Source organism: Pseudooceanicola sediminis (assembly GCF_003575965.1).
Lineage (GTDB): Bacteria > Pseudomonadota > Alphaproteobacteria > Rhodobacterales > Rhodobacteraceae > Pseudooceanicola > Pseudooceanicola sediminis.
In genome coordinates this window covers 216,919-239,241 of record NZ_QWJJ01000003.1, presented here as the reverse complement: position 1 = coordinate 239,241, position 22,323 = coordinate 216,919, and the positions used below count along the sequence as shown (strand labels likewise).

The window sequence follows — 22,323 nt, the reverse complement described above, 5'->3', positions numbered from 1 at the left end:
TTCCAGATGAAGTTCTTCGTAGACACCGCCGACATCCCCGCGATTGCCGAACTCCATGCCCTCGGCATGGTCGATGGCGTCACCACCAACCCGTCGCTGATCAAGAAGTCGGGCCGCGACATCCTGGAAGTCACCAAGGAGATCTGTGATCTGGTCGACGGTCCGGTTTCGGCCGAAGTCACCGCGACGGACGCCGACACGATGATCGCGGAAGGCCGAAAGCTGCTGGAAATCGCCGAGAACATCGCCGTCAAGGTGCCGCTGACCTGGGACGGTCTGAAGGCCTGCAAGGTGCTGAGCGACGATGGCGCGATGGTCAACGTGACCCTTTGCTTTTCGGCCAACCAGGCGCTGCTGGCGGCCAAGGCGGGCGCGACCTTCATCAGCCCGTTCATCGGCCGTCTGGATGACATCCACATGGACGGGATGGAGCTGATCGAGGACATTCGCGTCATCTACGACAACTATGGCTTCGAGACGCAGATCCTGGCCGCGTCGATCCGCTCGGCCAACCACGTGCTGGATTGCGCGCGCATCGGGGCAGATGTGATCACCGCTCCGCCCGCCGTGATCAAGGGGCTTGTCACCCACCCGCTGACCGACAAGGGCCTCGACGCCTTTCTGGCGGACATCAAGGCGGCGGGCATCAAGATCCTGTAAAGCGGCCCCCCGCACAGACAGGCAAGAGACCAGATCCCGGCAACAAAAAAGCAACAAAGGCATGACGCGGCCAAAAAGACCGCGAACTTGCCGGGATCTTCTGATAGTTTTCAGAAAACAAGATGAGGCTGGTCATGAGCAGCAAGCCTGAGATCGACCCCGAACTGGGGGCCGTACTGCGCGACAGCATCCTGGCGTACCCGGATGTGATCCTGGACGACAAGGACGTGATGCAGGCGCTGATCACGGCCAACGACAAGGCCAAGGGCGGCAATATCGTCGATCTGCGGGGCATCGCCATGGTGCGCCTGGAAGACCGCCTGGACCGGCTGGAGGATACGCACCGCACCGTCATCGCCGCCGCCTACGAGAACCTTGCCGGCACCAACCAGATCCACCGCGCGATCCTGCGCCTGATGGACCCGGTCGATTTCGAGACGTTCCTGAAAGATCTCGGCGGCGAAGTGGCAGATACGATGGGCGTGGATGCCATGCACCTGGTGCTGGAAACCGCGCAGGAAGAAGACGACCCGACCGTCCAACGTCTGGGCGATGTTCTGCGCGTGGTCGAGCCGGGCTTTGTCGCCGCGTACTTTGACGGCCATCGCACCTCGCCCGCGCGTCAGGTGATCCTGCGCCAGGTCGAGGAGGCCCCCGAGTTCCTCTATGGCGGCAAGGCCGACTGGATTCAGTCGGAAGCCTGTCTGCGGCTGGATTTCGGGGCTGGTCGTTTGCCCGGCATGTTGTTGCTGGGCTCCGAAGATCCGCAACAGTTCATTCCGCAGCACGGCACCGACCTGCTGGCCTTTTTCGCCGGCGTGTTCGAACGGACGATGCGGCGCTGGCTGTCATGATCACCGGCGCATGGGAGGTCCGGCATGAGCCTGATGATCTCTGCCGCCGCGCGTGACGCGTTGCAAAGCTGGCTGGAGGGCCAGAAGGCGCTACTTGGCCATGCCAATGCCACTGTCGAGGCCTATCGCGGCGATCTGACGGAGTTTCTGAGCTTTGTCGCCCTGCACAAGGGCGAGGCGCAGGGACTGGGGCCGCTGGCGCAGATTGGCGTCAGCGATATGCGCAGCTGGATGGCGCAGATGCGGGCCAGCGGTATCGGACCACGATCCCTGGCGCGCAAGCTGTCTGCGGTCAAGAGTTTCTATCGCTGGCTGGCCGAGCGTGAGGGGTTCGACCCGACCGCCGTACTGTCTGCGCGCACGCCGAAATATCAACGCAAGCTGCCCCGCCCCCTGCCCGAGGCAGATGCCGCACAGATGATGGTGCAGGTCGGGGAACAGGACGCGCGTCAGTGGGTGTCGGCGCGCGATACGGCTGTCGTGATGCTGCTGTACGGCTGCGGGCTGCGGATTTCCGAGGCGCTGTCGTTGCGGGGCGACGACATGCCGATCGGACCCAGCCTGCGCATCCTGGGCAAGGGCGGCAAGGAACGGATCGTGCCGGTGATCGCCCCGGCCCGCGACGCCGTGACGCACTATGTCGCGCTGTGCCCCTATCCGCTCGAATCCGGGGCGCCGCTGTTTCGCGCCATAAAGGGTGGCGCACTGTCGCCGCGCAGCATCCAGACGGCCATGGCCCAGGCACGTGCACAGATGGGGCTGCCCGCATCGGCCACGCCACATGCCCTGCGCCATTCCTTTGCGACACACCTGCTGAATGCGGGTGGCGACCTGCGTGCGATACAGGAATTGCTGGGCCATGCCAGCCTGTCGACGACGCAAGCGTACACAGCAGTGGACTCCGCTCGGCTGATGGATGTCTACCGAAAGGCGCATCCCCGTGGTTGAGAACTTGCACGCCCCCGGTGGCTGTGTGTAGATCAGCACATGACTCCAAACACAGCCCGCGCCTTTTCCGTCCACATCCTGACTGCAACGGGTGCCATTTTCTCCATGCTGGCGATCATCGCCGCCGCCAATTCCGCATGGGAGAACATGTACCTGTGGCTGGTCGTGGCCTTTGCCGTCGACGGGATCGATGGCCCGCTGGCCCGTCGCTACGAGGTCAAGCGATATGCCGCGCAGATCGACGGCGTGCTGCTGGACCTGATCATCGACTACCTGACCTATGTCTTTATCCCCGCCTTTGCGCTGTACCAGTCGGGCCTGCTGCCGGGCTGGACGGGCTGGTTCGGGGTGCTGCTGATCGCCTTTGCCTCGTCGCTGTATTTCGCAGATACTCGGATGAAGACCGCCGACAATTCATTTTCGGGGTTTCCCGGCTGCTGGAACATGGTGGTGCTGGTGTTTTTCGCGGTCGAACCACGCCCTGGCACCATGGTCGCCGTCATCGCCCTGCTGACCATCGCGATGTTCGTGCCACTGAAATTCATCCACCCGGTGCGCACGATGCGCTGGCGCAAGCTGTCGTTGCCGATGGCCGCACTGTGGGTTGTCATCGCGCTGTACGCCACCTTGCGCAATTTCGTGATGCCGGACTGGATCGAAGGCGTTCTGATCCTTGTCAGCCTGTATCTGCTGTTCGTCGGTATCGCCCAGCAGATCGTGCCGAAAAAGCGCTGACGGCCCCGTCAGATCGCGGCCAGAACCTCTTGTATCGCGACGCCGATCAGGGCCAGGCATTCGGGTGTCGAAAAGCGGTGGTCGGCATTCTTGACCAGTTTCAACTGGATATCGTCGCCGGTTGCGCGTTCCATCAGGCGCAGCGCGACCGATAGGTCGACATCGGCGTCCGCTGTGCCATGCAAAAAGCGCGTGGGAAAGGGCAGCGGGACGGGATCACGCAGAACCAGGTGATCGCGCCCGTCCTCGATCAGCCGCCGCGTGATGATGTAGGGCTCGCCATAGTCCGACGGCAGCGCAACCTGTTGCACCATCTCGAGGGCCTGCCGCTGTGCCTGATCGAAGCCCGCCCACATGCTGTCTTCGGTAAAATCCGGGGCGGCAGCGATGGTGACAAGCCCCGCGACACGATCGCAAAGACGGCGGGTCATCAGCAGGGAAATCCATCCCCCCATCGACGAACCGACAAGGATCTGCGGGCCTTGGGTCAAGTGCGATATGGCGAATTCGGCGTCCTCGGCCCAATTCCCGATACAGCCGTCGACAAACGCCCCCGAGCTTTCGCCGTGTCCTGAATAATCAAAGCGCAAGAATGCCAGGCCCTGCGCCGCGCACCACTCCTCGAGAAAGACCGCCTTGGTGCCGCCCATGTCGGATTTGAAACCGCCCAGAAAGACGACGCCGGGCCGCTCGGAGGTGCCGGCCTGGGTTTGCGGGGCGGCCGGGGTCAGATGGTAGGCCAGGGTACGGCCCCTGGGTGTGTCGATCCGTTGCGCATCTGCCATCTGAACTGCCCTTTCCGCCTGGTTCGCGCCCTTGTTCGCACGGGCGGGAAAACGGCGCAACACATGCCCCCGCACGTCATGGCCCCCGCACGTCATGGCCCCACACGGCATGGTCCCCACACGTCATGGCCCCACACGGCATGGTCCCCCCGCGGCATGGTTGCAAAACGGGGCGCGGCGGGCCTAGCGTTTTTCGACCTCTTTCAGGGTCATGGCCAGGCCAGCACCAAAGAGCGACATCACCGCGAAGCCGACCAGCGCGGCCTCGGGACCGACGAACGACAGCGCGCCGCCGAACACGCCGGCGACCAGAAGGATTGTCCCGATCAGCGTGTTGGCCACGGCCGCATAGGCCCCGCGAAAATCCCTTGGCGCCAGGTCGACCAGGTATGTCGAGCGCGCCTGCCGCACCCCGTGATAGGCGATCATCAGCACGAACAACAACGCCGGTGCGATCCAGACGACCCGTTCAACCAGACCCAGCCGCGCCGCGACGATCATCGCCGCGATCGACATGGCCCCGACCGCCCCCGACAGGAACAGCACACGGCGCGACGACCAGTCCGACAGCCGCCCCCAGATATAGGACGACACGAAAGAGGCCAGTGCCGAGGCCAGCACAAGCGCGCCGAGCTGGCCCAGAACCGCCCCGCCCTGCGGCGCCGCCAAGACCACGAGGTAGGGCGGTGCAAGCGCCGTCGACACCAGCAGACCGCGCACGAGGATGAACCGACGCAGGTACCAGTCTTCGTGCAGCAAGCGGCGAAACTCCGAGGCATTTCCGCCATAGCGGCGGCTGTCCCCCTCCTTCAGCGTGGCAAAGAAGATGGCGGCGGCCCCCCAGAGCGCACCGGCCAATGCAATTGCCGCGACGACCGCGGTCTGGCTGGTCAGCACGCCAAAGATCAGCAACAGGGCAAAGACAACGACCGCCGCCGAGGCGGTGGATCCGGCAAAGCCCGTCACCGCGCCGCGCCGGTGCTTGGACACGCTCTTGCCCAGCACCTCCTTGAACGAGACCGAACAGGCCGACCGCGCAATCGCCAGCACCGCCAGGGCGGCACAGACCGCAAGCCCCGCCAGCCACCCGTCCAGCACCAGACCGGACAGGGCAATGACCAGTGCCGCGATGCCCTGAACCGCAGACCCTGCCACCCACATCCATTTACGTTGCTTCATCCGGCCCAGACGCCCGGCCAGCACCAATTGCGGCAGCAGCGCACCGGCCTCGCGGATCGGAACCAGCGCGCCGATGAAATATGCGGGCGCTCCGAGCGCGGTCAGCAACCAGCTGAGCACCAGCTTGGGGTCGATCAGGCCATCGCCGATCTTGGACATCGTCAGTGCCGCGATGATACGCAGCCCGTTGCGGCTTTCCTTTGGCGACAGATCTTCAGCCCCGGCAATGCGCGCAAAGGCCGACCCATCGGTGGCGGATTTCGGGGCTGGGGACATGGGCACATCGCCTTGACTTGTTAAACACCGTGTTCCAATTAGCGACAGTCACAATAACCCGCAACCGGGCGTTCCGTGGGCGCCAAACCGACGAGGAGGACAGACATGTCCCAGATCACCCTCACCTTTCCTGATGGCAATGCACGCAGCTACGACAGTGGTGTCACGGCGGCTGACGTGGCGGCAGACATTTCGACGTCGCTTGCCAAGAAGGCGATCAGCGCGACGATCAATGATCAGCACTGGGATCTGCAATGGCCGATCACCGCTGATTCGCAGATTGCGATCAACACGATGAAGGACGAGGCGCCGGCGAACGAGCTGGTGCGCCACGACCTTGCACACATCATGGCGCGCGCTGTTCAGGAGCTGTGGCCGGACGTGAAGGTCACCATCGGCCCGGTGATCAAGGACGGCTGGTATTACGATTTCGACCGTGCCGAGCCGTTCACACCCGAGGATCTGGGCGAGATCGAGAAGAAGATGAAAGAGATCATCAATCTTCGCGACCCGGTCCGCACCGAGGTCTGGGAGCGCGACGTCGCCATCAAGTACTACGAGGATCGCGGCGAACCCTACAAGGTCGAGCTGATCAATTCGATCCCCGGGGATGAGCCGCTGCGCATGTACTGGCACGGCGATTGGCAGGATCTGTGCCGTGGTCCGCACCTTCAGCACACGGGCCAGGTGCCCGCCGATGCGTTCAAGCTGATGTCCGTGGCCGGGGCCTATTGGCGCGGCGACAGCGACCGTGCGATGCTGCAACGCATCTACGGCGTCGCCTTCACAGGCAAGGAAAAGCTGAAGGCGTACCTGACCATGCTGGAAGAGGCCGCCAAGCGCGACCACCGCCGCCTGGGCCGCGAGATGGACCTGTTTCACATGCAGGAAGAGGCCCCCGGTCAGGTCTTCTGGCATCCGAACGGCTGGACGATCTACACGACGTTGCAGGATTACATGCGCCGCCAGCAGCGCCGCGATGGCTATGTCGAGGTGAACACACCGCAGGTCGTGAACCGCAAGTTGTGGGAGGCTTCGGGCCACTGGGGCAACTATCAGGAAAACATGTTCATCGTCGAGGTGGACGAGGATCACGCGCGCGAAAAGACCATCAACGCGCTGAAGCCGATGAACTGCCCCTGCCACGTTCAGATCTTCAACCACGGCATGAAATCCTATCGCGACCTGCCCCTGCGCATGGCCGAGTTCGGATCCTGCGCGCGGTACGAGCCGTCGGGCGCGCTGCATGGCATCATGCGCGTGCGCGGGTTCACGCAGGACGATGCGCATATCTTCTGCACCTTCGATCAGATCGAGGCGGAATCGAAGAAGTTCATCGAATTCCTGGCGAAAATCTATTCCGACCTCGGATTTGCCAGCTGGAGCGTGAAGTTGTCGACGCGGCCGGAAAAGCGCGTCGGGACCGAAGAAAGCTGGGATCAGGTCGAAGCCGCCCTTGGCAATGCCTGCAAGGCGGCGGGTTATGACTATACCCTGAACCCCGGCGAAGGTGCGTTCTATGGGCCCAAGCTGGAGTTCGTACTGACCGATGCCATCGGGCGCGACTGGCAGTGCGGCACCTTGCAGGTGGACCCCAACCTGCCGGAACGTCTGGATGCGGATTATATCGGCCCGGATGGTGAAAAGCACCGCCCGATCATGCTGCACCGTGCCGTCGTCGGATCGTTCGAGCGGTTCATCGGCATCCTGATCGAGGAACATGCCGGCAAACTGCCGGTCTGGCTGGCCCCGCGTCAGGTGGTCGTGGCGTCGATCGTGTCGGATGCGGACGACTATTGCCGCGAGGTCGTCGCCGCACTTCAGGCCGCCGGTGTGCGGGCCGAGGCCGATCTGCGCAACGAAAAGATCAACTACAAGGTCCGCGAACATTCCGTCGGAAAGGTGCCCTATATTCTGGCCTGTGGTCAGCGAGAGGTCGAGGAACGCACCGTCAGCACCCGCCGCCTTGGTGAAAAGCAGACCAGGACGCAGACGCTGGACGAGATTGTCGCACAGCTGAAGATCGAGGCGACGGCGCCGGATCTTTTGTGACGCGACCACGATTTTGCATTGAAAGGGCGCCTGGAATGGCGCCCTTTTTTTCATGCTCAGCTCAGCGCAATGACAAATGCACCTACCTGCGCAGCGCCGCACCCCGTGACGGACAGCTGTTTGCCCAGGATCAGCGCGCCGAAGATTGGCGACATGAAGAACGTCCAGCTTGCCCGACAGGCGCGACTTGGGTGGCATCGCCCGCCCCGAAGATAGCAGAGCCGGGATGACCTGGCGCATCAGGATGACAGCCTAGCCTGCCGCCCAGCGGCAGAGCAGGAAAACCTGCCAGCTCTGCCTACCATCGCAGCCAGCGAGCACCCGCCAATGCGCCTGCACCCGCCGTCAGGCAAATGCCGAGCGAATACCAGACGCCGTAGAACAAGGGCGAATCCTCGGTACAGAACAGGGAGTAGAGGGTCGTGGCAAGGCCAGCAGCGGCAAGGCCGGCCAGCGCGCCGCAGCGGGCCGGATGTACGGGTGCCCCCCGTTGCAGGGCACGGATCATTGCGACCAACAAGGGCAGCGACAAGACGAAGATCGCGGGAAGACAGACCGGTATCGAATGCCCAAGAAACAGCGCCAGCCGCTGTGCCGGCGCCGCAGTCACGAACGCCGTTCCCAACAGGGCGAGCGTCACGCCCGGCACCGCCCAGATCAGCCATCGCGACCATCGCAGCGGAGCACCGGGACGCGCCATGCGCAACGCCAGAACAATCGCGAAGCAACCCAACACCAGCGGCAACAGGGTTTTCGCCAGCACGACCGGTTGAGCCAGGGCCGCAGCAAGATCGGACCGCGGTCCGAGAACAAGCATGAACAGCAGCACAGTCACCGCGCCACCGAACAGCAACGCAGGGCCAAGACGGGCCTCGGGGCCCATGTTCGGCGCGATCGCGGGTTGCGTCGCGAGAAGCGAGATCAGGTCTTCGGTCTTCATTTTCGCCTTTCGTCCGTTCATTGCGCCTCGTTCGCCCCGACCAGTTTCCGCAGCCGCGTCAGCGCCCTGTGATATGCGACCCTTACCGCCCCCTCGGTCATGCCCATCTGTGCCCCGACATCGCCCGCACTTTCCCCCGTCACTCCCAGGGCGCGCACGATATCTGCCGACCGGTCGTCTATGCCGCCCAGCAACTGCGAAAGATCGCGCGATGCCATGATATCGCCCGCGCTGTCATCGGCCAGGACCTCGGCCAGGTCCGCGATATCGTGATGCGCCATGCCCCGCCTGCGCCGGGCGTCGATCGCCTTGTAGCGGACGATGGCATAGATCCAGGGTGTCACAGGCACATCCTCGCGCCATGTGTGGCGTTTGTCATGCAACGCCAGCAGCGCCTCCTGCACGATGTCTTCTACATCTTCCGGCGCATCGGCGCTGCGTGCGCGGGCAATGTTGCGAACGACCGGCGTCACCTCGATCAGGAAATGCCCATAGGCCCGGCGGTCACCCCGGTTCGCTCGGCGCAAAAGATCGCCCCAATGGTCGTCGCGTTCGCTCATTCCCCTCTCCATTCGGGGCAGGTCAGGTAAACGTTACAGTCGGGAGGGATTTTTTCCTAAAAGTTTCACCTGTTCGTGATCGCTGTAATGAACCGCGCCAGGCCGGCGAATGGACCACTACGGACGCCATGACGGCGCCGACCCATTCGGAGATCAGACACATGACCACCCCCACCAACAAAGCCATCCTTGCCGCCGCCTTTGCAACCGCCCTTGCCGGGTTCGCCGGTGTGGCGCAGGCCGACGACATGGCCAAGGAGAAGTGTTTCGGCGTGTCCCTGGCAGGCGAGAACGACTGCGCTGCCGGCCCTGGCACCACATGCGCAGGTACGGCCAAGGTCGACTATCAGGGCAACTCCTGGACGCTTGTCGACGCGGGCACCTGCATGACCATCGACTTGCCCCCCATGGCCGATGGCAGCGCGCGCATGGGCTCTCTCGAAGCGCTGGACCGCGACTTGCCGATGAACGGCTGATCCTGGCCTGTGCCGGTATCGCGCCCATGGGTCGGTACCGGCACAGCCCCCCACCCCATCTTTCATTGTCGGAGGATCTACATGCGCGACCTGGCTCTGCCGCCCCACCTGCCCAACGGCGCCGGGGTCGGTTACAAACCACAGCATTTTGCCGCCCTGATGCAGGATCCCGGCCCGGTCACCTGGCTGGAGATCCATGCCGAAAACTACATGGGTGACGGGGGGCGCCCCCTTGCCCAACTGCGCCAGCTGGCGGAGCGGTTTCCGATTTCCGTGCATGGCGTCGGCCTGTCGATCGGCGGTGAGACCCCGCCAGACCCCGACCACCTGTCGCGCCTGCGCCACCTGTGCAACTGGTTGAACCCTGCCAGCTTTTCCGAGCATCTGGCCTGGTCCACGCACGACGGCACCTTTTTCAATGACCTGCTGCCCCTGCCCTATACCGCAGCGACGCTGGCGCGCGTCTGCGACCATGTCGATCAGGTGCAGACCGCCCTTGGCCGCCAGATGCTGCTGGAAAACCCCTCGTCATATCTCAGCTTTGCCGAAAGCGAGATGAGCGAAACCGACTTTCTGCGCGAAGTCGGCCAGCGCACCGGATGCGGCTTGCTGCTGGATATCAACAATGTCTTCGTCTCGGCCCGAAACCTGGGCCACGATCCCGCCGCCTATATCGATGCCTTCGCGCTGGACAAGGTCGGCGAGCTGCACCTGGGCGGCCATGACGAAGATGCAGATGACGCGGGGCGAGCGTTGTTGATCGACAGCCACGGACGCCCGGTGGCCGATCCTGTCTGGGCGCTGCTGGCGCATACGCTGGCGCAGACAGGCCCCCTCCCCACGCTGATCGAATGGGACACTGACGTGCCCGAATGGCCAGCCCTTGCTGCCGAGGCCACGCGGGCCGCGCAAGCGCTGCATGGGGTCACCGCATGACACACCGCATGGCGGAAGGGTTTCGCGCTGCGCTGCTGGATGCCTCGCGGCCCGTGCCCGTGGGCTTGACGGATGGCCGGGGGGGCGTCGCAGGGCGGCGGTTTGCCATCTATCGCAACAATGTGGCCGTGGGGCTGCGCGATGCGCTGGTCGAAGGCTTTCCCACCATTGAACGGCTGATCGGCACGGAAAACCTGCAAGGCGTGGCAGGCGTGTTCCTGCGTCAATCGCCCCCGGACAGCCCCGTGATGTTCCGCTACGGCGCTGAGTTTCCCGCCTTTCTTGAACGGTTTTCGCCACTTGCCCACCTTGGGTACCTGCCCGACGCCGCCCGCCTGGATCTGGCGATGCGCAGCGCCTATCACGCGGCTGACAGCGTCGCGATCGCGCCGGGCGCCCTGTCGGACCTGCCAGCCGACACGCTGGCCAGTGCCCGCCTGCGGCTGGCCCCGTCGGTACGGCTGTTGCGATCGGCCTGGCCGTTGCATGACATCTGGCGCCGCGCCCATCAGGCCGATGCGCCCGAGCCGAGGATCGTTGCCCAGGATGTGCTGATCGTGCGGCCGGTCTACGACCCGCAACCGCTGGCGCTGCCCGCTGGTGGCGCCGCCTTTGTTGCGGCCATCCTGGCGCGCGCAACCGCCGCCGATGCGCTGGCCGCCGCCCTGGTCGACACGCCGCGTTTCGACCTGACCGCCCTGCTGTCGCTGCTGATCTCGGCGCAGGCCATCACCGATGTGGAGACACCGCAATGACCGACCCGACGGCCCCCCTTGATCGCCTGTCACCCATGCTGTCGCCCCTGGCCAGAGGGCTGTTCGCTGCCATCCTTCTGCCGTACTTCTGGGCGTCGGCCGTGACCAAGCTCGGGGAGGGTACATTGGGCTTTTTACACCCGTCGACAGGGGCTTACGCCCAGATATTTCCCCGGGTATTCGAGGCCGCTGGGTACGACGAAGCGCAGCTGGGCATGTTTCACTGGGCGATCACTGTGGCAGGAACCTGGGCTGAATTTCTGCTGCCCGTGTTGGTGGTTCTGGGTGTGGCGACACGGTTGTCGGCGCTTGGCATGATCTGCTTCATCGTCGTGCAAAGCCTGACCGATCTGGTCGGCCATGGCGGGCTGGACCAACTGGAAACGCGCGGGGCCTGGTTTGACCGGTGGCCCGACGGGGTGATCCTGGATCAACGCGCGCTTTGGGTATTCCTTCTGGCCGTGCTGGTCATCAAGGGCGGAGGCCCGCTTGCCCTCGACCGCGTGATCTTCAGAAGTGCCGATGTGCCTCGTCCGGGCGACCAGCGGCCAGCGCCAGCAGGGCCGCGACCCCGCTGAAACACATGGGAAACAAGGTGAAGCCATTGAGGCCAAAGCCGAAATACATCGCCCCGACCGAGGCCAGCATCAACAGCCCACCCCAGAGCGCCCGGGACACCACCATGCCCGCCCCGGCAAGGCCGACGATCGGCGCGATGACGGCAGCGATGCGCAGAGCCTGCACGTCTGCGACCTGAACAAACAGGCCATCGACCTGCCCCAAGGCATTGACAGCGCTGGTATATCCATAGCCGACGATCCCAATCAGCAAGGCCATGAGGCCGCCAATCACCCCAAGGATCAAAGCTGCATTGCGCAAGATTCACTGCCCTTTCCAGAGACGACGGTGCCCGGGCCCGCGTTAACGCAATACTGCGCGGCGTACCTCGGGTGTCCATCCCAGATAGAGGTTGTCAGCGTCTTCGATAAGGGGGCGTTTCATCAGCAGCGGGTAGTCGCGCAACAAATCGAGCATGGGCCGCGCGCGGGTCGCCTCATCCAGGCCGCGCCAGGTTGTCGAGCGGCGATTCAGCAAATCATTGCCGAAGGTTTCGGCGGCTCGTTGCAGCAACGCCTCGGGGAGACCGTCAGCGCGAATATCGACCAGTGGCGGATTGCCAAGCTCTTTCAACGCCTTGCGGCAGGTGTCACATGCCTTCAATCCATAAACCTTCATATCTGCATCCTTGCCTGTCATTCGCGCATTTCCATGGCCGAGCCGCAGCACCGCCCTTGTTTTGCTTGCTTTTTACAAAACCAATGCAATCCTGACCATGTCGCAAGGTGAATAAGTGCAGCATTTCCTGCGCTTTGACCATCGTGTCACAAATGACCCGCCACGGCGGGGCGGAAAGGCAAAAGGAGAGACGGAATGCCTGTAGGCACCGTAAAATGGTTTAATACGACAAAGGGCTACGGCTTCATCGAACCCGAAGAAGGCGGCAAGGACGTTTTCGTTCACATTTCCGCCGTCGAGCGGTCGGGGCTGACCGGGCTGGCAGACAATCAGAAGGTCGGCTACGAGCTGTCCGAGGGCCGGGACGGCCGGCAAATGGCCGGAGATCTGAAGCTCCTGTAAGCGAAAGCCGGTTCGCGGGGGGCGCCGCGGCAACGAACGTCGGGTCGGCATCAGGCGGGGATCGTCACATGGCAGGACGACAGGCCCGCCTGATCAGGCACCCGATTTTACATGCGAAATCAACAGGTCAGGCCGGGTCCTTTTTCTGGGGCCCGTCCTGAAGAGTGTTTTGCCACTCCTCGCCCATCGCAACGATGCAGGAGGTGCCCGAGGCATAGGTCACCACCATGGTCCAGTCGCCCTGCGGGGTTGTCCAAAGTTCCATCACCTGCTCGGGGCCGTGCAGGCCCATGGCCTGACGATGGCTGCCGAGGCGCGAGGCGAGGCGGTGCCGCATCGCGGGGCTGCGATCGCATATCACTTCGGCTATTGGCGAGGCCGCCATGACAGGCGCAGCCCCCGGCGCCAGAAAACACAACGGAATCAGGAATATGGCGAAAATAGCCCGTGGCGCGGCAAGGTGTACTGTCACAGTCGGCCCCTGTTGCTTGCCAACCCAGTGTAACAGATTGATGACAAGCATTCGACAGCTGGTTTGCCGGCCGCACCGTGACGGCCCCTGACGTCAGGAGGCCGATGGAAACAGGCGCGTCACGACAAGCACGCCCAGAAACGCCGAAATACCGGTCAGAAACGCCCCCCAGATCAGGTCGGTCGCGACCATCTGCGGCGCCCAGCCGCGCAGCGTGGCAAAATTGGTAAACTCGTACGTGCCATAGGCAAGTGCACCAAGAATAGCCCCGTTTACAAAGGCTTGCGACGGCGCGCCGGCGCCGAGCGCGGGCACTGACACGAACCAGAGCAGCCCCCCGACATAAAACAGATAGAAGATCGCGGCAGGGCCGAGGCGCGGGTCGCTCAGCACCATGTCGCCCAGGTTCTTTTCGAACAAAGGGCGCATGACGAATTTCAGCATCGCGGCGTCGAGGCCGAGAAAGATCACGGCGGTGACGAGATAGAGAGCAAGAGTTTGCATGGGGCCTCCCGGCAGGTGTTTCGAGAGGTTTACGTGACGCGGGGCGGTTCGGATCAGAGACGAACCGACATTGTCGGGCGGGCCCGGGCCAAGCCATTGAAATCACACATTTCGCACGTCGGTATTTGAGCGGTATCTGGGCGGCATCCGAACGGTGCGGGAGGCGCGGTTCCAAGGGAAGGAGTTTGTTGGTGGGAGGGTGGAAGGAGGGCAGGTGTGGGAGGGGGCGGGTGTGGGAGGGGGCGCTGCCCCCGCCTGCGGCCCCCCGGGATATTTGAAACAGGGAAACGATTGGGAGTGGGAGGTATGGCGATGTCGGGAGGTATGGGGGGAGATGTGGGGGGAGAGGCGTGTGGTGCGGACGAGGCCCGGCGGGTCGAGGGGGTGGCGAGACGCCCCGGCACCGGGGGGATGCGCGGGGCGGTGTCGTTCAGGACAGGACGCCCTGGAACTCGCGCCATTCGCGCTTGCTCATGCCGCAGTTTTCCTCGGTCACCGTTTCGCCGGCGAGCATGCGTCGCAGGCAGTCCATCATCTGGCTGGACATGGTGACCGCGCCGAGGCGGTAATCCTCGAACGCCTTGTAGGCGAAGGGGACCCAGTCGGCGACGATCTTGCACATGGCATCGGCGTAGACGCGGATTTCGTATTGCGCATGAGCATCGGCGCGCAGGCGCAGGAAATGCAGCAGGTTGTGCAGGTCCACCTTCCAGTACCACTGGGTGTAGATATTGGCGGGCAGGTTCATGCGGGCGAGTTCGCGCGCGAGGCCCTGCTGGCCGTTTTCCTGGCTGATCATGTCCTGGTAGTGGTCGTAGGCGCGCGTGCTGTCGGCCTTGAGGAGTTCGAGCACGCGGGCGGCTTCGTCACCCTCGAGCAGTTCGCCGCGGCCCTGGTTGTTGACCTGGGACTGGGCGTTCAGCGCATCGGGTGCGGGGATGTAGAATTCGCGGTCGAGAATCGAATAGCGCGCCGAGTATTCATTGACGTTGGCGGTGCGGTGGCGAATCCACTGGCGCGCGACGAAGACCGGCAGCTTGACGTGCAGCTTGATCTCGCACATCTCGAACGGGGTCGAATGCCAGTGGCGCATCAGGTAGCGGATCAACCCTTCGTCGTTCTGCACCGATTTGGTGCCACGACCGTAGGAGACGCGGGCGGCCTGGCAGATCGCGGAATCGTCGCCCATGTAGTCGATCACCCGCACGAAGCCATGATCGAGCACGGGATGCGCCGTGTAGAGATGCGCCTCCATCCCCGGAACGGTGGCGCGCAGGGTCTGCGCGGGGGCGCTGCGTTGCGCGTCGATTTCGGCCTGCTGGTCGGGGGAGAGCGGCATGGGCGAATCCTTTTGTCATCTTCAGTGCAGATCCACTCTATCTTGTAAGGGGGGCGTGCAAAACCTCTACATGAGCGGCGACGGGGCGAATTCGCGTCCGGTGCCGCAGGAGACGCACACGAGGGGATTTTGCGTCGACAAGCGGCGTGGGGCTGCTACGTTCAGGGCGGAGCGGTGCCCCCGGGAGGGTGGCCCCGGAACATGCAGGACGGGCCCCCGCCGCAGCCTTCTCAGGGCGCGGCGCGGGGACATGACAAGGAGTTTCACGATGAAAGTGCGCTATTTGCACACGATGGTGCGGGTCAAGGACCTGGAAAAGACCATGGCATTCTTCGAGCTGCTGGGGCTGAAGGAAACCCGGCGGATCGATAACGAAGGTGGGCGGTTCAGCCTGATCTTCATGGCGCCGGAGGGGCAGGAAGACTGCCCTGTGGAGCTGACCTACAACTGGGACGGGGACGACGATCTGCCCAGCGACAGCCGTCATTTCGGGCACCTGGCCTATAGCGTCGGCAATATCTACGAGATGTGCCAGACGCTGATGGATGCGGGTGTGACGATCAACCGGCCGCCGCGCGACGGTCACATGGCCTTTGTGCGCTCGCCCGACAATATCTCGGTCGAGCTGTTGCAGGAGGGAGGATCGCTGGAACCTGCGGAGCCTTGGCTGAGCATGGCGAACACGGGACATTGGTAGGGAATTTCCCCGGAACGTGGCCCCTGCCCGCAGGGTGGGGGTCATGGGCGCGACGTGCGGCGGGTGCGGTCTGGTGTGTTGCCCTGGCCGGTTCGGGTGCCGCGGCTGAGGAGGGTTTTGCAAAGTCCCGCCCGGACTTTGCAAAGCCGTTCGTGCAACGGGTTCAGGCCGAGGGGCACTGTCGTCTGGCGCTGGTGCTGGCGCTGGACGTGTCGGCATCGGTGGATGCGGCGGAATATGCGTTGCAGCGCGACGGGTTGGTGGCGGCGCTGCGCGCGCCGGACATCCAGCGCGCGATCCTGCAGGGGCAAGGTGCGGTGGCGCTGTCGGTCTTTGAATGGAGCGGGCGGCAGCAGCAGGTGGTGGTTCTGCCCTGGGTGATGCTGCGGGACCGCGCGGCGCTGGAACAGGCCATCGGGGTGATTGCGCGGGCGCGGCGCAGCTATAGCGGCTTTCCCACTGCGGCGGGCTATGGCCTGGGGTTCGGGGCGGGTATGCTGCGCGAGGCACCGGCCTGCGACCGCCAGGTGATCGACGTATCCGGCGACGGCATCAACAACGAGGGGTTTGCCCCGGCGCTGGCCTACAAGCATTTCCCGTTCGACGGGGTGGTGGTGAACGGCCTGGCGATCCTGGGGCCGGACGAGGGCGTGCAGCGGTTTTACCGCGAGGAGATCCTGCACGGACCGGGTGCCTTTATGGTGACCGCAGAGGGGTTCGAGGATTTCCGCCGCGCGATGACGCTGAAACTGTTTCGCGAGCTCAATGATTTGCAGGTGGGTGAGCGCGCGGACGGGACGACGACATGTTGCGGGTGATAGCGGTCGCGCTGATGCTGGCGGCGCTGACGGCCGGGGGCGCCCGCGCCGAAACCTGCCGTCAGGCGCTGGCCCTTGGGCTGGATGTGTCGGGGTCGGTCGATGATACGGAATACCGCCTGCAACTGGACGGTCTGGCGGCGGCGCTGGCCAACCCGCAGGTACGCGAGGCACTGCTGCAGATGCCCGAAACGCCGGTGCGCCTGATGGTCTATGAATGGAGCGGACCGCAGGACCAGCGGGTGCTGTCGCCCTGGACGGTGATCGGCGACGCGGCGGCACTGGAGACGGTACGGCAACGGTTGCGCGCAGTCGGGCGGGTGCACATGGAGCCATCCACCGCCATCGGCGCGGCAATGCGATTTGGCGCAGGTGCGCTGGCCCGGCAGGACGGATGCTGGCGGCGGGTGCTGGATGTCTCGGGCGACGGGATGCACAACGCCGGGCCGCATCCGAGAGAGATCGACATGGGGGCCCTGACGGTAAACGGGCTGGTCATCGGCGAGGCGAATGACGCATCGGGCGGCATCGCGCAACTGATGGCCTATTACCGGGCCTACGTGTTGCGGGGGCCGGATGCCTTTGCCGAAGCGGCGCTCGGATTTCGGGACTTTGAAGCGGCGATGGTGCGCAAGCTGTTGAAGGAGCTGGAGGTGCCGTCGCTTGCCCAGAGCGGCCCGGGACCGGATGCGTGGCGCGATGCACGGACGGGGCCTGCGGGGCAGCCACGACAGGGTTGGGCCGGACCGGTGCGGGGCCAGGAACAGAGACCGTCGCGTCTGGTCGTCGCAAGATAGCGATCGGCGAGAAACAGGTTTGCAGTAAAGGTGGGGGCAATCCCCGTGACGGTGGCGCGGCCCCGGTGTGCCCGGGTGGATGTGCAGCAGGGCGTGCGCAGGTCACGCGAGCAGGGGCGGACCGACGGCGCCACGGGGCGCCGCCGGGACGCCCTGTGATCCGTGGCGGCAGGCGTCAGTAGATATAGCGGATCTGGTCGGTCCAGAACCGTTCGATACGGCGGAAGGAGGTGTTGATCCCTTCCAGCCCGTCGAGGTCGATGACTTTCCGATGTTCCAGCCCGTCTGCGTGGCGCACGAAAAGCTCGTCTACCACGTCGCGGATGTCGCGGCCCTTTTTGGTCAGGCGGACGCGCACCGAACGGCGGTCGATCTCGCACCGCTCATGGTGCATGTAGCCCATTTCGACCAGTTTCTTGAGGTTGTAGCTGACATTGCTGCCTTGATAGTAACCGCGCGATTTGAGTTCGCCCGCCGTCACCTCGTTCTCGCCGATGTTGAACAGCAGCAGAGCCTGCACCGCGTTGATTTCCAGAACGCCGACGCGTTCGAATTCATCCTTGATCACGTCCAGCAAAAGGCGATGCAGACGCTCTACCAGCGCGAGGGTGTCCAGGTAGCCCGTCATGAACCCCTGTGGAGCGGTGCGCGGCCCGATCGCGTTCTGAATGCTCATCCAAGTTCTCCGTCAATTCATGTCGGACGGAAACTGGATGAAATTCCCGAAAATTATGTTAATTCCAAATGGATAGACCGTTCTGTGGTTAACAAAACCTAGCCATGCAGCCCGACGCCAGCGCGTCCCCGGCAGCCGAGGCACAACACGTACCATTAGAGACGCGGCACGGGATCTGAAGATCGCGCCCGGATGATCGGGGCGAAAGAGGCCAGCGGGAACGGCGATGGCAACGCCCGGCGGGGGCCCGGCGGGGGCCTGTCGGCGTTTCGCGGCAAACGCCCCGCATCATTTTCCGCCCCGCGAGGTCAGTTGTACCCGGCGATCCGGCTGATCATCGGGGCGAGCGACGCGGGCGGCTGTTCCTGACCCGAGACCCATTGGTAGAGATCCTGGTCGTTCTGGGCCAGCACCTGGTCATAGGCATCGAGATCGCTGTCGCTGAGCTGTGGCAGGCTTTGGGAAAACCGCGACAGGATGATGTCCATTTCCTTGATGCCACGCCGCATGGAGCGCATGTGCAGACGTTTCAGCCGGGTTTCGCGGGCTTCGCCAACGGGGACGGGTTCGGTCATGCGGCAGGTTCCTTGAGCGATTTTCTGATGCGCTTTTCCAATAGCGCCAGACGATCTGCCATGCCAGTCATCTGGGTCCGCAGCGCGCGCATTTCCTGCAACGCCTCAAGCACACCGGGATCGGGGGTCGGTGCCTCTGCTTCGTCCGGGGGGGCGACGCCATCGCCTTCGCCGGTCAGCAGCCACGTGAAGGACACGTTCAGCAGCCCGGCCAGCATCTGCAACTTGTTGGCGCGGGGTTCGGACAGGTCTTCTTCCCAGCTGCGCAGCGTCCCCAGCTTGATGCCGAGGCGTTTGGCGAGCTGGCCCTGCGTCATGCCCGCGACCGAGCGCGCGGCCTCGATCCGATCACCGAAGGTAGCGTTTTCGGCACTGTACCAATCATCCGTCATGCGTCTTCCTCTCCTGCAGGCCGATCTGCCTTGAACGGCTGTGATGCCCAGCCTAAGACGGGTCGACCCCAATTACAAACCGGAGTGCGGCCCATGGCCTTTCTGTCCGACACGCTGTCCCGCGTGAAACCCTCGCCCACCATCGCCATGACCAACAAGGCCGCCGATCTGAAGGCCGCCGGTCAGGATGTCATCGGGCTGAGCGCGGGAGAGCCGGATTTCGACACGCCCGAGAATATCCGCGCCGCCGGGATCGCCGCGATCAACGCGGGCAAGACGCGGTATACCGGCGTCGATGGCATTGCCGAGCTGAAGGCGGCGATCTGCGCCAAGTTCAAGCGCGACAACAAGCTGGACTATACACCGGCGCAGGTCAGCGTCGGGACGGGCGGCAAGCAGGTGCTCTACAATGCGCTGATGGCGACGCTGAACCCCGGTGACGAGGTGGTGATTCCGGCGCCCTACTGGGTCAGCTATCCCGACATGGTGCTGCTGGCGGGGGGCGTGCCGGTGACGGTAGAGGCGACGCTGGAGGATGATTTCAAGATCACCCCGCAGGCGCTGGAGGCCGCGATCACGCCGAAGACGAAATGGCTGATCTTCAACTCTCCGTCGAACCCGACGGGCGCGGGCTATGCCTGGGACGAGCTGAAGGCCCTGACCGACGTGCTGCTGCGCCATCCCCATGTCTGGGTGATGAGCGACGACATGTACGAGCACCTTTCGTACGGCGATTTCAGGTTCTGCACCCCGGCCGAGGTGGAGCCCGCGCTGTATGACCGCACGCTGACGGTAAATGGCGTGTCCAAGGCCTATGCAATGACCGGCTGGCGGATCGGTTATGCCGCAGGCCCGGAGGCGCTGATCGGGGCCATGCGCAAGATCCAGAGCCAGAGCACGTCGAACCCCTGTTCGATCAGCCAGTGGGCGGCGGTCGAGGCGCTGAACGGGCCGCAGGATTTCATCGCGCCCAACAACGAGATGTTCGTGCGTCGTCGCGATCTGGTCTGCGGGATGCTGAACGAGATCGAGGGCGTCACCTGCCCGGTGCCGGAGGGCGCATTCTATGTCTACCCCTCGATCAAGGGGCTGATCGGCAAGACCAGCAAGGCGGGCACCGTGATCGCGGATGACGAAGCCTTTGCCACGGCGCTGCTGGAGGAAACCGGCGTTGCGGTGGTGTTCGGGGCGGCCTTTGGCCTCAGCCCGAACTTTCGCATCTCCTATGCGACGTCGGACGCCGCGCTGAAGGAAGCCTGCGGGCGGATTCAGGATTTCTGCGCACATCTGGCGTAAAAGCGCCCCGGACAGTTCGTTCGGGGAGCCAGCAATGTCAGCCGATCTGCCGCAGTATTTCTTTCGCGTGCGCGAGAATGGGGCCTTTGTCTTTCGACTCGATCCGCAGGACCGTGCCCGGCGGATCGAGATGGACCAGATTGCGGCGGTGAATATCCGCAACGGCGAGATCAGGGCCCACGGCGACCGTGTGCTTGACCCGCAGGACATGGCCGCGATCCGCGACTGGACAGCGCAGCGGCAGGCGACCCTTGCCGCGCGCGAGGTCGATGACATCTTTCGCACCGTCGATCATCTGAGCCTGACGGCGCAATGGGCGCAATCAAAGGCGACGCAGGCGCAGCTGGAGGCGGTGACCGATCAGCTGTTGCTGGCGATGCACGACCTGCGCGGCGTGCTGGTGCGCAAGCAGGCCGACCGGCTGCCCCCCGCCGGCAGATAGCGGTGGCGGCCATCGCGGTGGCGGCCATCGCGGTGGCGGCGCTGCGGCCTGGGCGTTTGTGCCGGGCCGGGTTCTAGGGCGCCCAAGCAGGTTCCGGGCGCCGAAGCGGGCGCTAGGCGCGGGGCGCGGGGCGCGCCGTGCCGGCCTTGATCCCGAGTCGGGCCGAAACCTCGGCCTGGACAGCGGGGATCATGGTGTTCCATAGCCGCGCCATCATCAGCACCGCCGCCAGGGCCAGGCCGGTCGCCAGCCCCAGCCAGACCCCGACGCCCCCCATCCCCAGCGTAAAGCCGAGGGCATAGGACGTCGGCACGCCGACCACCCAGTAACTGACGGCCGCAAAGATCATCGGACGCTGCGTATCCTGCAATCCGCGCAGCAGGCCGAGCGCCATGACCTGAAAGGCATCGGCCAGTTGAAACACCGCCGAGGCCAGCAACAACAGCGTGCCGACGCGAATGATCTCGTCCCGCGCAGTCGCGTCGGGATCGAGAAACAGCCCCATCAGCCAGCCCGGAATGGTGACGAAGGCAATGATCGTCGCGACCACGGCAATACCCGACAGCAAGAGCGCCATGCGCGCCCCGCGCTTGAGGTCCGAAATCGTGCCACGCCCATGGGCGCGACCGGCCCGCACGGTTGCAGCCTGGCTGAGGCCGAGGTGGATCATGAAGGTCACGGAGGTGATCTGGAGCGCGATGCCATGCGCCACCAATGCCGTTTCAGACACCCACCCCATCATGATCGAAGAGGCCCCGAACAGGCCAACTTCGGCCACCAGCGTCAGGCCGATGGGCCAGCCAAGGCGGAAGACATCGCCCATCACGTCCCAGTCGGGCCGCCAGAGGCGCACGAAGAGCGCGTGTTCGGGGATCGACCGCTGCACGTAGGCCACCAGGAAGACCACCGTGGCGAAGTGCATGACGAGCGAGGCGATGGCCGCCCCGAGGATGCCGAGCTCGGGTGCGCCCCACTGACCGAAGATCAGCGCGTAATTGCCCGCCGCGTTGACCACGACGGCGACCAGCATCGCGATAAGCACGACGCGCGTACGCTCCATCGCGGCAAGGTGGCTTTTCAGGACCATGGCCGCATGCGCCGGAAAGATGCCGTAGGCCAGCGTGTCGAGGTAGATGCCGGCCTGTTCGGCCACTTCGGGTTTCTGCCCAAGGGCCAGGAACAGGCTTTCGGCGCTCAGCAGGATCGGCAGGCAGACCAGCCCCGCCAGCATCGAAAGCCACAGCGCCATGCGCGTCACACGCCGTGCGCGGGTCATGTCGCCACGCCCTTCGGCGGCGGCGACGAGAGGTGCCACCGCCGAGGCAAAGCCGGTACCGGCAAGGAAGAGGATCAGGAACAGTGACCCACCCAGCACCTCGCCTGCCAGCGCGGTGGTGTCGTACCAGCCCAGCATCATGGCGTCGACAAGCGACAGCGACACCTGTGCCAGCTGGCTGCCGGCCAGCGGCAGGCCCAGCACCAGGATGGCGCGGATATGTTGGCGGTATGTCATGGCAGGGA

Annotated in this window: 28 protein-coding genes; 15 read left to right on the top strand and 13 right to left on the bottom strand. The window is 64.3% G+C overall.

Features of this window, described 5'->3' with window-relative positions; translation table 11 throughout:
* The first annotated feature begins 6 nt into the window (after positions 1–6).
* The 4 genes from fsa (at position 7) to DL237_RS04750 (ending at position 3,197) form a co-directional block, all read left to right on the top strand.
* On the top strand, positions 7–660 hold the full coding sequence (fsa, locus tag DL237_RS04765; protein WP_119397882.1) for a fructose-6-phosphate aldolase: 654 nt from the start codon (positions 7–9) through the stop codon (positions 658–660).
* Positions 661–794: 134 nt separating this feature from the next.
* Positions 795–1,514, top strand: coding sequence for a DUF484 family protein (locus DL237_RS04760; RefSeq protein WP_119397881.1), 720 nt, complete (start codon positions 795–797; stop codon positions 1,512–1,514).
* Positions 1,515–1,547: 33 nt separating this feature from the next.
* The gene (locus DL237_RS04755; protein WP_119397978.1) at positions 1,548–2,462 is read left to right on the top strand and encodes a tyrosine recombinase XerC; all 915 of its coding nucleotides are present in this window, start codon (positions 1,548–1,550) and stop codon (positions 2,460–2,462) included.
* 39 nt (positions 2,463–2,501) lie between these two features.
* A complete protein-coding gene (locus tag DL237_RS04750; RefSeq protein ID WP_119397880.1) occupies positions 2,502–3,197 on the top strand; it encodes a CDP-alcohol phosphatidyltransferase family protein in 696 nt (231 codons plus the stop codon).
* 8 nt (positions 3,198–3,205) lie between these two features.
* On the opposite strand, the gene DL237_RS04745 is transcribed toward DL237_RS04750, so the two are convergent.
* Both DL237_RS04745 and DL237_RS04740 read right to left on the bottom strand, forming a co-directional pair.
* A complete protein-coding gene (locus DL237_RS04745) occupies positions 3,206–3,982 on the bottom strand; it encodes an alpha/beta hydrolase (protein WP_119397977.1) in 777 nt (258 codons plus the stop codon).
* 183 nt (positions 3,983–4,165) lie between these two features.
* The gene (locus DL237_RS04740) at positions 4,166–5,437 is read right to left on the bottom strand and encodes an MFS transporter (RefSeq protein ID WP_119397879.1); all 1,272 of its coding nucleotides are present in this window, start codon (positions 5,435–5,437) and stop codon (positions 4,166–4,168) included.
* 105 nt (positions 5,438–5,542) lie between these two features.
* On the opposite strand from DL237_RS04740, the gene thrS reads away from it, so the two are divergent.
* A complete protein-coding gene (thrS, locus tag DL237_RS04735) occupies positions 5,543–7,489 on the top strand; it encodes a threonine--tRNA ligase (RefSeq protein WP_119397878.1) in 1,947 nt (648 codons plus the stop codon).
* A gap of 298 nt (positions 7,490–7,787) precedes the next feature.
* Here the strand turns inward: thrS and DL237_RS04730 are convergent, their stop codons facing one another.
* Complete coding sequence (locus DL237_RS04730) at positions 7,788–8,429, bottom strand: NrsF family protein (RefSeq protein ID WP_119397877.1); 642 nt, start codon at positions 8,427–8,429, stop codon at positions 7,788–7,790.
* Between the two features lie 17 nt (positions 8,430–8,446).
* Entirely contained in the window at positions 8,447–8,989 is a 543-nt protein-coding gene (locus tag DL237_RS04725) for a sigma-70 family RNA polymerase sigma factor (protein ID WP_119397876.1), read from the bottom strand.
* 161 nt (positions 8,990–9,150) lie between these two features.
* On the opposite strand from DL237_RS04725, the gene DL237_RS04720 reads away from it, so the two are divergent.
* From DL237_RS04720 to DL237_RS04705, 4 genes are all read left to right on the top strand, one after another.
* Positions 9,151–9,465, top strand: coding sequence for a BufA1 family periplasmic bufferin-type metallophore (locus DL237_RS04720; protein WP_119397976.1), 315 nt, complete (start codon positions 9,151–9,153; stop codon positions 9,463–9,465).
* A gap of 81 nt (positions 9,466–9,546) precedes the next feature.
* Positions 9,547–10,401 (top strand): MNIO family bufferin maturase, encoded by an 855-nt coding sequence (bufB, locus tag DL237_RS04715; RefSeq protein WP_119397875.1) that lies wholly within the window; start codon positions 9,547–9,549, stop codon positions 10,399–10,401.
* On the top strand, positions 10,398–11,156 hold the full coding sequence (locus tag DL237_RS04710) for an HvfC/BufC N-terminal domain-containing protein (RefSeq protein ID WP_119397874.1): 759 nt from the start codon (positions 10,398–10,400) through the stop codon (positions 11,154–11,156). The genes bufB and DL237_RS04710 overlap by 4 nt, the downstream gene beginning before the upstream one ends.
* Positions 11,153–11,734, top strand: a complete 582-nt coding sequence (locus DL237_RS04705) for a DoxX family membrane protein (RefSeq protein WP_119397873.1) — start codon at positions 11,153–11,155, stop codon at positions 11,732–11,734. The genes DL237_RS04710 and DL237_RS04705 overlap by 4 nt, the downstream gene beginning before the upstream one ends.
* On the opposite strand, the gene DL237_RS04700 is transcribed toward DL237_RS04705, so the two are convergent.
* Together DL237_RS04700 and DL237_RS04695 are read right to left on the bottom strand one after the other, a co-directional pair.
* The gene (locus DL237_RS04700) at positions 11,667–11,993 is read right to left on the bottom strand and encodes a hypothetical protein (RefSeq protein ID WP_321186016.1); all 327 of its coding nucleotides are present in this window, start codon (positions 11,991–11,993) and stop codon (positions 11,667–11,669) included. The genes DL237_RS04705 and DL237_RS04700 overlap by 68 nt on opposite strands.
* A gap of 84 nt (positions 11,994–12,077) precedes the next feature.
* Positions 12,078–12,392: an arsenate reductase family protein gene (locus tag DL237_RS04695; protein ID WP_119397975.1), complete on the bottom strand. Its 315-nt coding sequence runs from the start codon at positions 12,390–12,392 to the stop codon at positions 12,078–12,080.
* Between the two features lie 195 nt (positions 12,393–12,587).
* Here DL237_RS04695 and DL237_RS04690 point away from each other — a divergent pair, with 195 nt between their 5' ends.
* Complete coding sequence (locus DL237_RS04690) at positions 12,588–12,794, top strand: cold-shock protein (RefSeq protein ID WP_119397871.1); 207 nt, start codon at positions 12,588–12,590, stop codon at positions 12,792–12,794.
* 127 nt (positions 12,795–12,921) lie between these two features.
* Here the strand turns inward: DL237_RS04690 and DL237_RS04685 are convergent, their stop codons facing one another.
* The 3 genes from DL237_RS04685 to thyX all read right to left on the bottom strand — a co-directional run bounded on the left by DL237_RS04685 (position 12,922) and on the right by thyX (position 15,109).
* Positions 12,922–13,131, bottom strand: coding sequence for a hypothetical protein (locus tag DL237_RS04685; RefSeq protein ID WP_233544869.1), 210 nt, complete (start codon positions 13,129–13,131; stop codon positions 12,922–12,924).
* Between the two features lie 228 nt (positions 13,132–13,359).
* Positions 13,360–13,770, bottom strand: a complete 411-nt coding sequence (locus tag DL237_RS04680) for a DUF2177 family protein (RefSeq protein WP_119397870.1) — start codon at positions 13,768–13,770, stop codon at positions 13,360–13,362.
* Between the two features lie 430 nt (positions 13,771–14,200).
* Entirely contained in the window at positions 14,201–15,109 is a 909-nt protein-coding gene (thyX, locus tag DL237_RS04675) for an FAD-dependent thymidylate synthase (protein WP_119397869.1), read from the bottom strand.
* A gap of 268 nt (positions 15,110–15,377) precedes the next feature.
* Here thyX and DL237_RS04670 point away from each other — a divergent pair, with 268 nt between their 5' ends.
* The 3 genes from DL237_RS04670 (at position 15,378) to DL237_RS04660 (ending at position 17,421) form a co-directional block, all read left to right on the top strand.
* Entirely contained in the window at positions 15,378–15,806 is a 429-nt protein-coding gene (locus tag DL237_RS04670) for a VOC family protein (RefSeq protein ID WP_119397868.1), read from the top strand.
* Between the two features lie 152 nt (positions 15,807–15,958).
* The gene (locus DL237_RS04665; protein WP_119397867.1) at positions 15,959–16,624 is read left to right on the top strand and encodes a DUF1194 domain-containing protein; all 666 of its coding nucleotides are present in this window, start codon (positions 15,959–15,961) and stop codon (positions 16,622–16,624) included.
* Positions 16,612–17,421, top strand: a complete 810-nt coding sequence (locus tag DL237_RS04660) for a DUF1194 domain-containing protein (RefSeq protein WP_119397866.1) — start codon at positions 16,612–16,614, stop codon at positions 17,419–17,421. Before DL237_RS04665 ends, DL237_RS04660 begins: the two co-directional genes overlap by 13 nt.
* Before the next feature lie 175 nt (positions 17,422–17,596).
* Here the strand turns inward: DL237_RS04660 and DL237_RS04655 are convergent, their stop codons facing one another.
* The 3 genes from DL237_RS04655 to DL237_RS04645 all read right to left on the bottom strand — a co-directional run bounded on the left by DL237_RS04655 (position 17,597) and on the right by DL237_RS04645 (position 19,064).
* Complete coding sequence (locus DL237_RS04655; protein WP_119397865.1) at positions 17,597–18,097, bottom strand: MarR family winged helix-turn-helix transcriptional regulator; 501 nt, start codon at positions 18,095–18,097, stop codon at positions 17,597–17,599.
* Positions 18,098–18,405: 308 nt separating this feature from the next.
* The gene (locus tag DL237_RS04650) at positions 18,406–18,672 is read right to left on the bottom strand and encodes a succinate dehydrogenase assembly factor 2 (RefSeq protein WP_119397864.1); all 267 of its coding nucleotides are present in this window, start codon (positions 18,670–18,672) and stop codon (positions 18,406–18,408) included.
* Positions 18,669–19,064: a helix-turn-helix domain-containing protein gene (locus DL237_RS04645; RefSeq protein ID WP_119397863.1), complete on the bottom strand. Its 396-nt coding sequence runs from the start codon at positions 19,062–19,064 to the stop codon at positions 18,669–18,671. Before DL237_RS04645 ends, DL237_RS04650 begins: the two co-directional genes overlap by 4 nt.
* Before the next feature lie 93 nt (positions 19,065–19,157).
* On the opposite strand from DL237_RS04645, the gene DL237_RS04640 reads away from it, so the two are divergent.
* Positions 19,158–20,360, top strand: coding sequence for a pyridoxal phosphate-dependent aminotransferase (locus tag DL237_RS04640; RefSeq protein WP_119397862.1), 1,203 nt, complete (start codon positions 19,158–19,160; stop codon positions 20,358–20,360).
* Positions 20,361–20,394: 34 nt separating this feature from the next.
* Positions 20,395–20,802 (top strand): hypothetical protein, encoded by a 408-nt coding sequence (locus tag DL237_RS04635; protein WP_119397861.1) that lies wholly within the window; start codon positions 20,395–20,397, stop codon positions 20,800–20,802.
* A 112-nt stretch (positions 20,803–20,914) separates the two neighbouring features.
* On the opposite strand, the gene DL237_RS04630 is transcribed toward DL237_RS04635, so the two are convergent.
* Positions 20,915–22,315 carry an MATE family efflux transporter gene (locus tag DL237_RS04630; RefSeq protein WP_233544868.1) on the bottom strand — a complete coding sequence of 467 codons (1,401 nt, stop codon included), beginning with the start codon at positions 22,313–22,315 and terminating at the stop codon, positions 20,915–20,917.
* Positions 22,316–22,323 lie beyond the last annotated feature (8 nt).

What these genes read in the sequence shown, in the direction of transcription:
- DL237_RS04730 (WP_119397877.1), bottom strand. Translation starts at nt 8,429, where the DNA reads ATGAAGACCGAAGACCTGATCTCGCTTCTCGCGACGCAACCCGCGATC.
- DL237_RS04685 (WP_233544869.1), bottom strand. Translation starts at nt 13,131, where the DNA reads ATGCGGCACCGCCTCGCCTCGCGCCTCGGCAGCCATCGTCAGGCCATG.
- DL237_RS04680 (WP_119397870.1), bottom strand. Translation starts at nt 13,770, where the DNA reads ATGCAAACTCTTGCTCTCTATCTCGTCACCGCCGTGATCTTTCTCGGC.
- DL237_RS04705 (WP_119397873.1), top strand. Translation starts at nt 11,153, where the DNA reads ATGACCGACCCGACGGCCCCCCTTGATCGCCTGTCACCCATGCTGTCG.
- DL237_RS04655 (WP_119397865.1), bottom strand. Translation starts at nt 18,097, where the DNA reads ATGAGCATTCAGAACGCGATCGGGCCGCGCACCGCTCCACAGGGGTTC.
- DL237_RS04745 (WP_119397977.1), bottom strand. Translation starts at nt 3,982, where the DNA reads ATGGCAGATGCGCAACGGATCGACACACCCAGGGGCCGTACCCTGGCC.
- DL237_RS04755 (WP_119397978.1), top strand. Translation starts at nt 1,548, where the DNA reads ATGATCTCTGCCGCCGCGCGTGACGCGTTGCAAAGCTGGCTGGAGGGC.
- DL237_RS04645 (WP_119397863.1), bottom strand. Translation starts at nt 19,064, where the DNA reads ATGACGGATGATTGGTACAGTGCCGAAAACGCTACCTTCGGTGATCGG.
- DL237_RS04670 (WP_119397868.1), top strand. Translation starts at nt 15,378, where the DNA reads ATGAAAGTGCGCTATTTGCACACGATGGTGCGGGTCAAGGACCTGGAA.
- thyX (WP_119397869.1), bottom strand. Translation starts at nt 15,109, where the DNA reads ATGCCGCTCTCCCCCGACCAGCAGGCCGAAATCGACGCGCAACGCAGC.
- DL237_RS04725 (WP_119397876.1), bottom strand. Translation starts at nt 8,989, where the DNA reads ATGAGCGAACGCGACGACCATTGGGGCGATCTTTTGCGCCGAGCGAAC.
- DL237_RS04750 (WP_119397880.1), top strand. Translation starts at nt 2,502, where the DNA reads ATGACTCCAAACACAGCCCGCGCCTTTTCCGTCCACATCCTGACTGCA.
- DL237_RS04710 (WP_119397874.1), top strand. Translation starts at nt 10,398, where the DNA reads ATGACACACCGCATGGCGGAAGGGTTTCGCGCTGCGCTGCTGGATGCC.
- DL237_RS04640 (WP_119397862.1), top strand. Translation starts at nt 19,158, where the DNA reads ATGGCCTTTCTGTCCGACACGCTGTCCCGCGTGAAACCCTCGCCCACC.
- bufB (WP_119397875.1), top strand. Translation starts at nt 9,547, where the DNA reads ATGCGCGACCTGGCTCTGCCGCCCCACCTGCCCAACGGCGCCGGGGTC.
- DL237_RS04695 (WP_119397975.1), bottom strand. Translation starts at nt 12,392, where the DNA reads ATGAAGGTTTATGGATTGAAGGCATGTGACACCTGCCGCAAGGCGTTG.
- thrS (WP_119397878.1), top strand. Translation starts at nt 5,543, where the DNA reads ATGTCCCAGATCACCCTCACCTTTCCTGATGGCAATGCACGCAGCTAC.
- DL237_RS04630 (WP_233544868.1), bottom strand. Translation starts at nt 22,315, where the DNA reads ATGACATACCGCCAACATATCCGCGCCATCCTGGTGCTGGGCCTGCCG.
- DL237_RS04720 (WP_119397976.1), top strand. Translation starts at nt 9,151, where the DNA reads ATGACCACCCCCACCAACAAAGCCATCCTTGCCGCCGCCTTTGCAACC.
- DL237_RS04635 (WP_119397861.1), top strand. Translation starts at nt 20,395, where the DNA reads ATGTCAGCCGATCTGCCGCAGTATTTCTTTCGCGTGCGCGAGAATGGG.
- DL237_RS04760 (WP_119397881.1), top strand. Translation starts at nt 795, where the DNA reads ATGAGCAGCAAGCCTGAGATCGACCCCGAACTGGGGGCCGTACTGCGC.
- fsa (WP_119397882.1), top strand. Translation starts at nt 7, where the DNA reads ATGAAGTTCTTCGTAGACACCGCCGACATCCCCGCGATTGCCGAACTC.
- DL237_RS04650 (WP_119397864.1), bottom strand. Translation starts at nt 18,672, where the DNA reads ATGACCGAACCCGTCCCCGTTGGCGAAGCCCGCGAAACCCGGCTGAAA.
- DL237_RS04660 (WP_119397866.1), top strand. Translation starts at nt 16,612, where the DNA reads ATGTTGCGGGTGATAGCGGTCGCGCTGATGCTGGCGGCGCTGACGGCC.
- DL237_RS04740 (WP_119397879.1), bottom strand. Translation starts at nt 5,437, where the DNA reads ATGTCCCCAGCCCCGAAATCCGCCACCGATGGGTCGGCCTTTGCGCGC.
- DL237_RS04690 (WP_119397871.1), top strand. Translation starts at nt 12,588, where the DNA reads ATGCCTGTAGGCACCGTAAAATGGTTTAATACGACAAAGGGCTACGGC.
- DL237_RS04700 (WP_321186016.1), bottom strand. Translation starts at nt 11,993, where the DNA reads ATGGCCTTGCTGATTGGGATCGTCGGCTATGGATATACCAGCGCTGTC.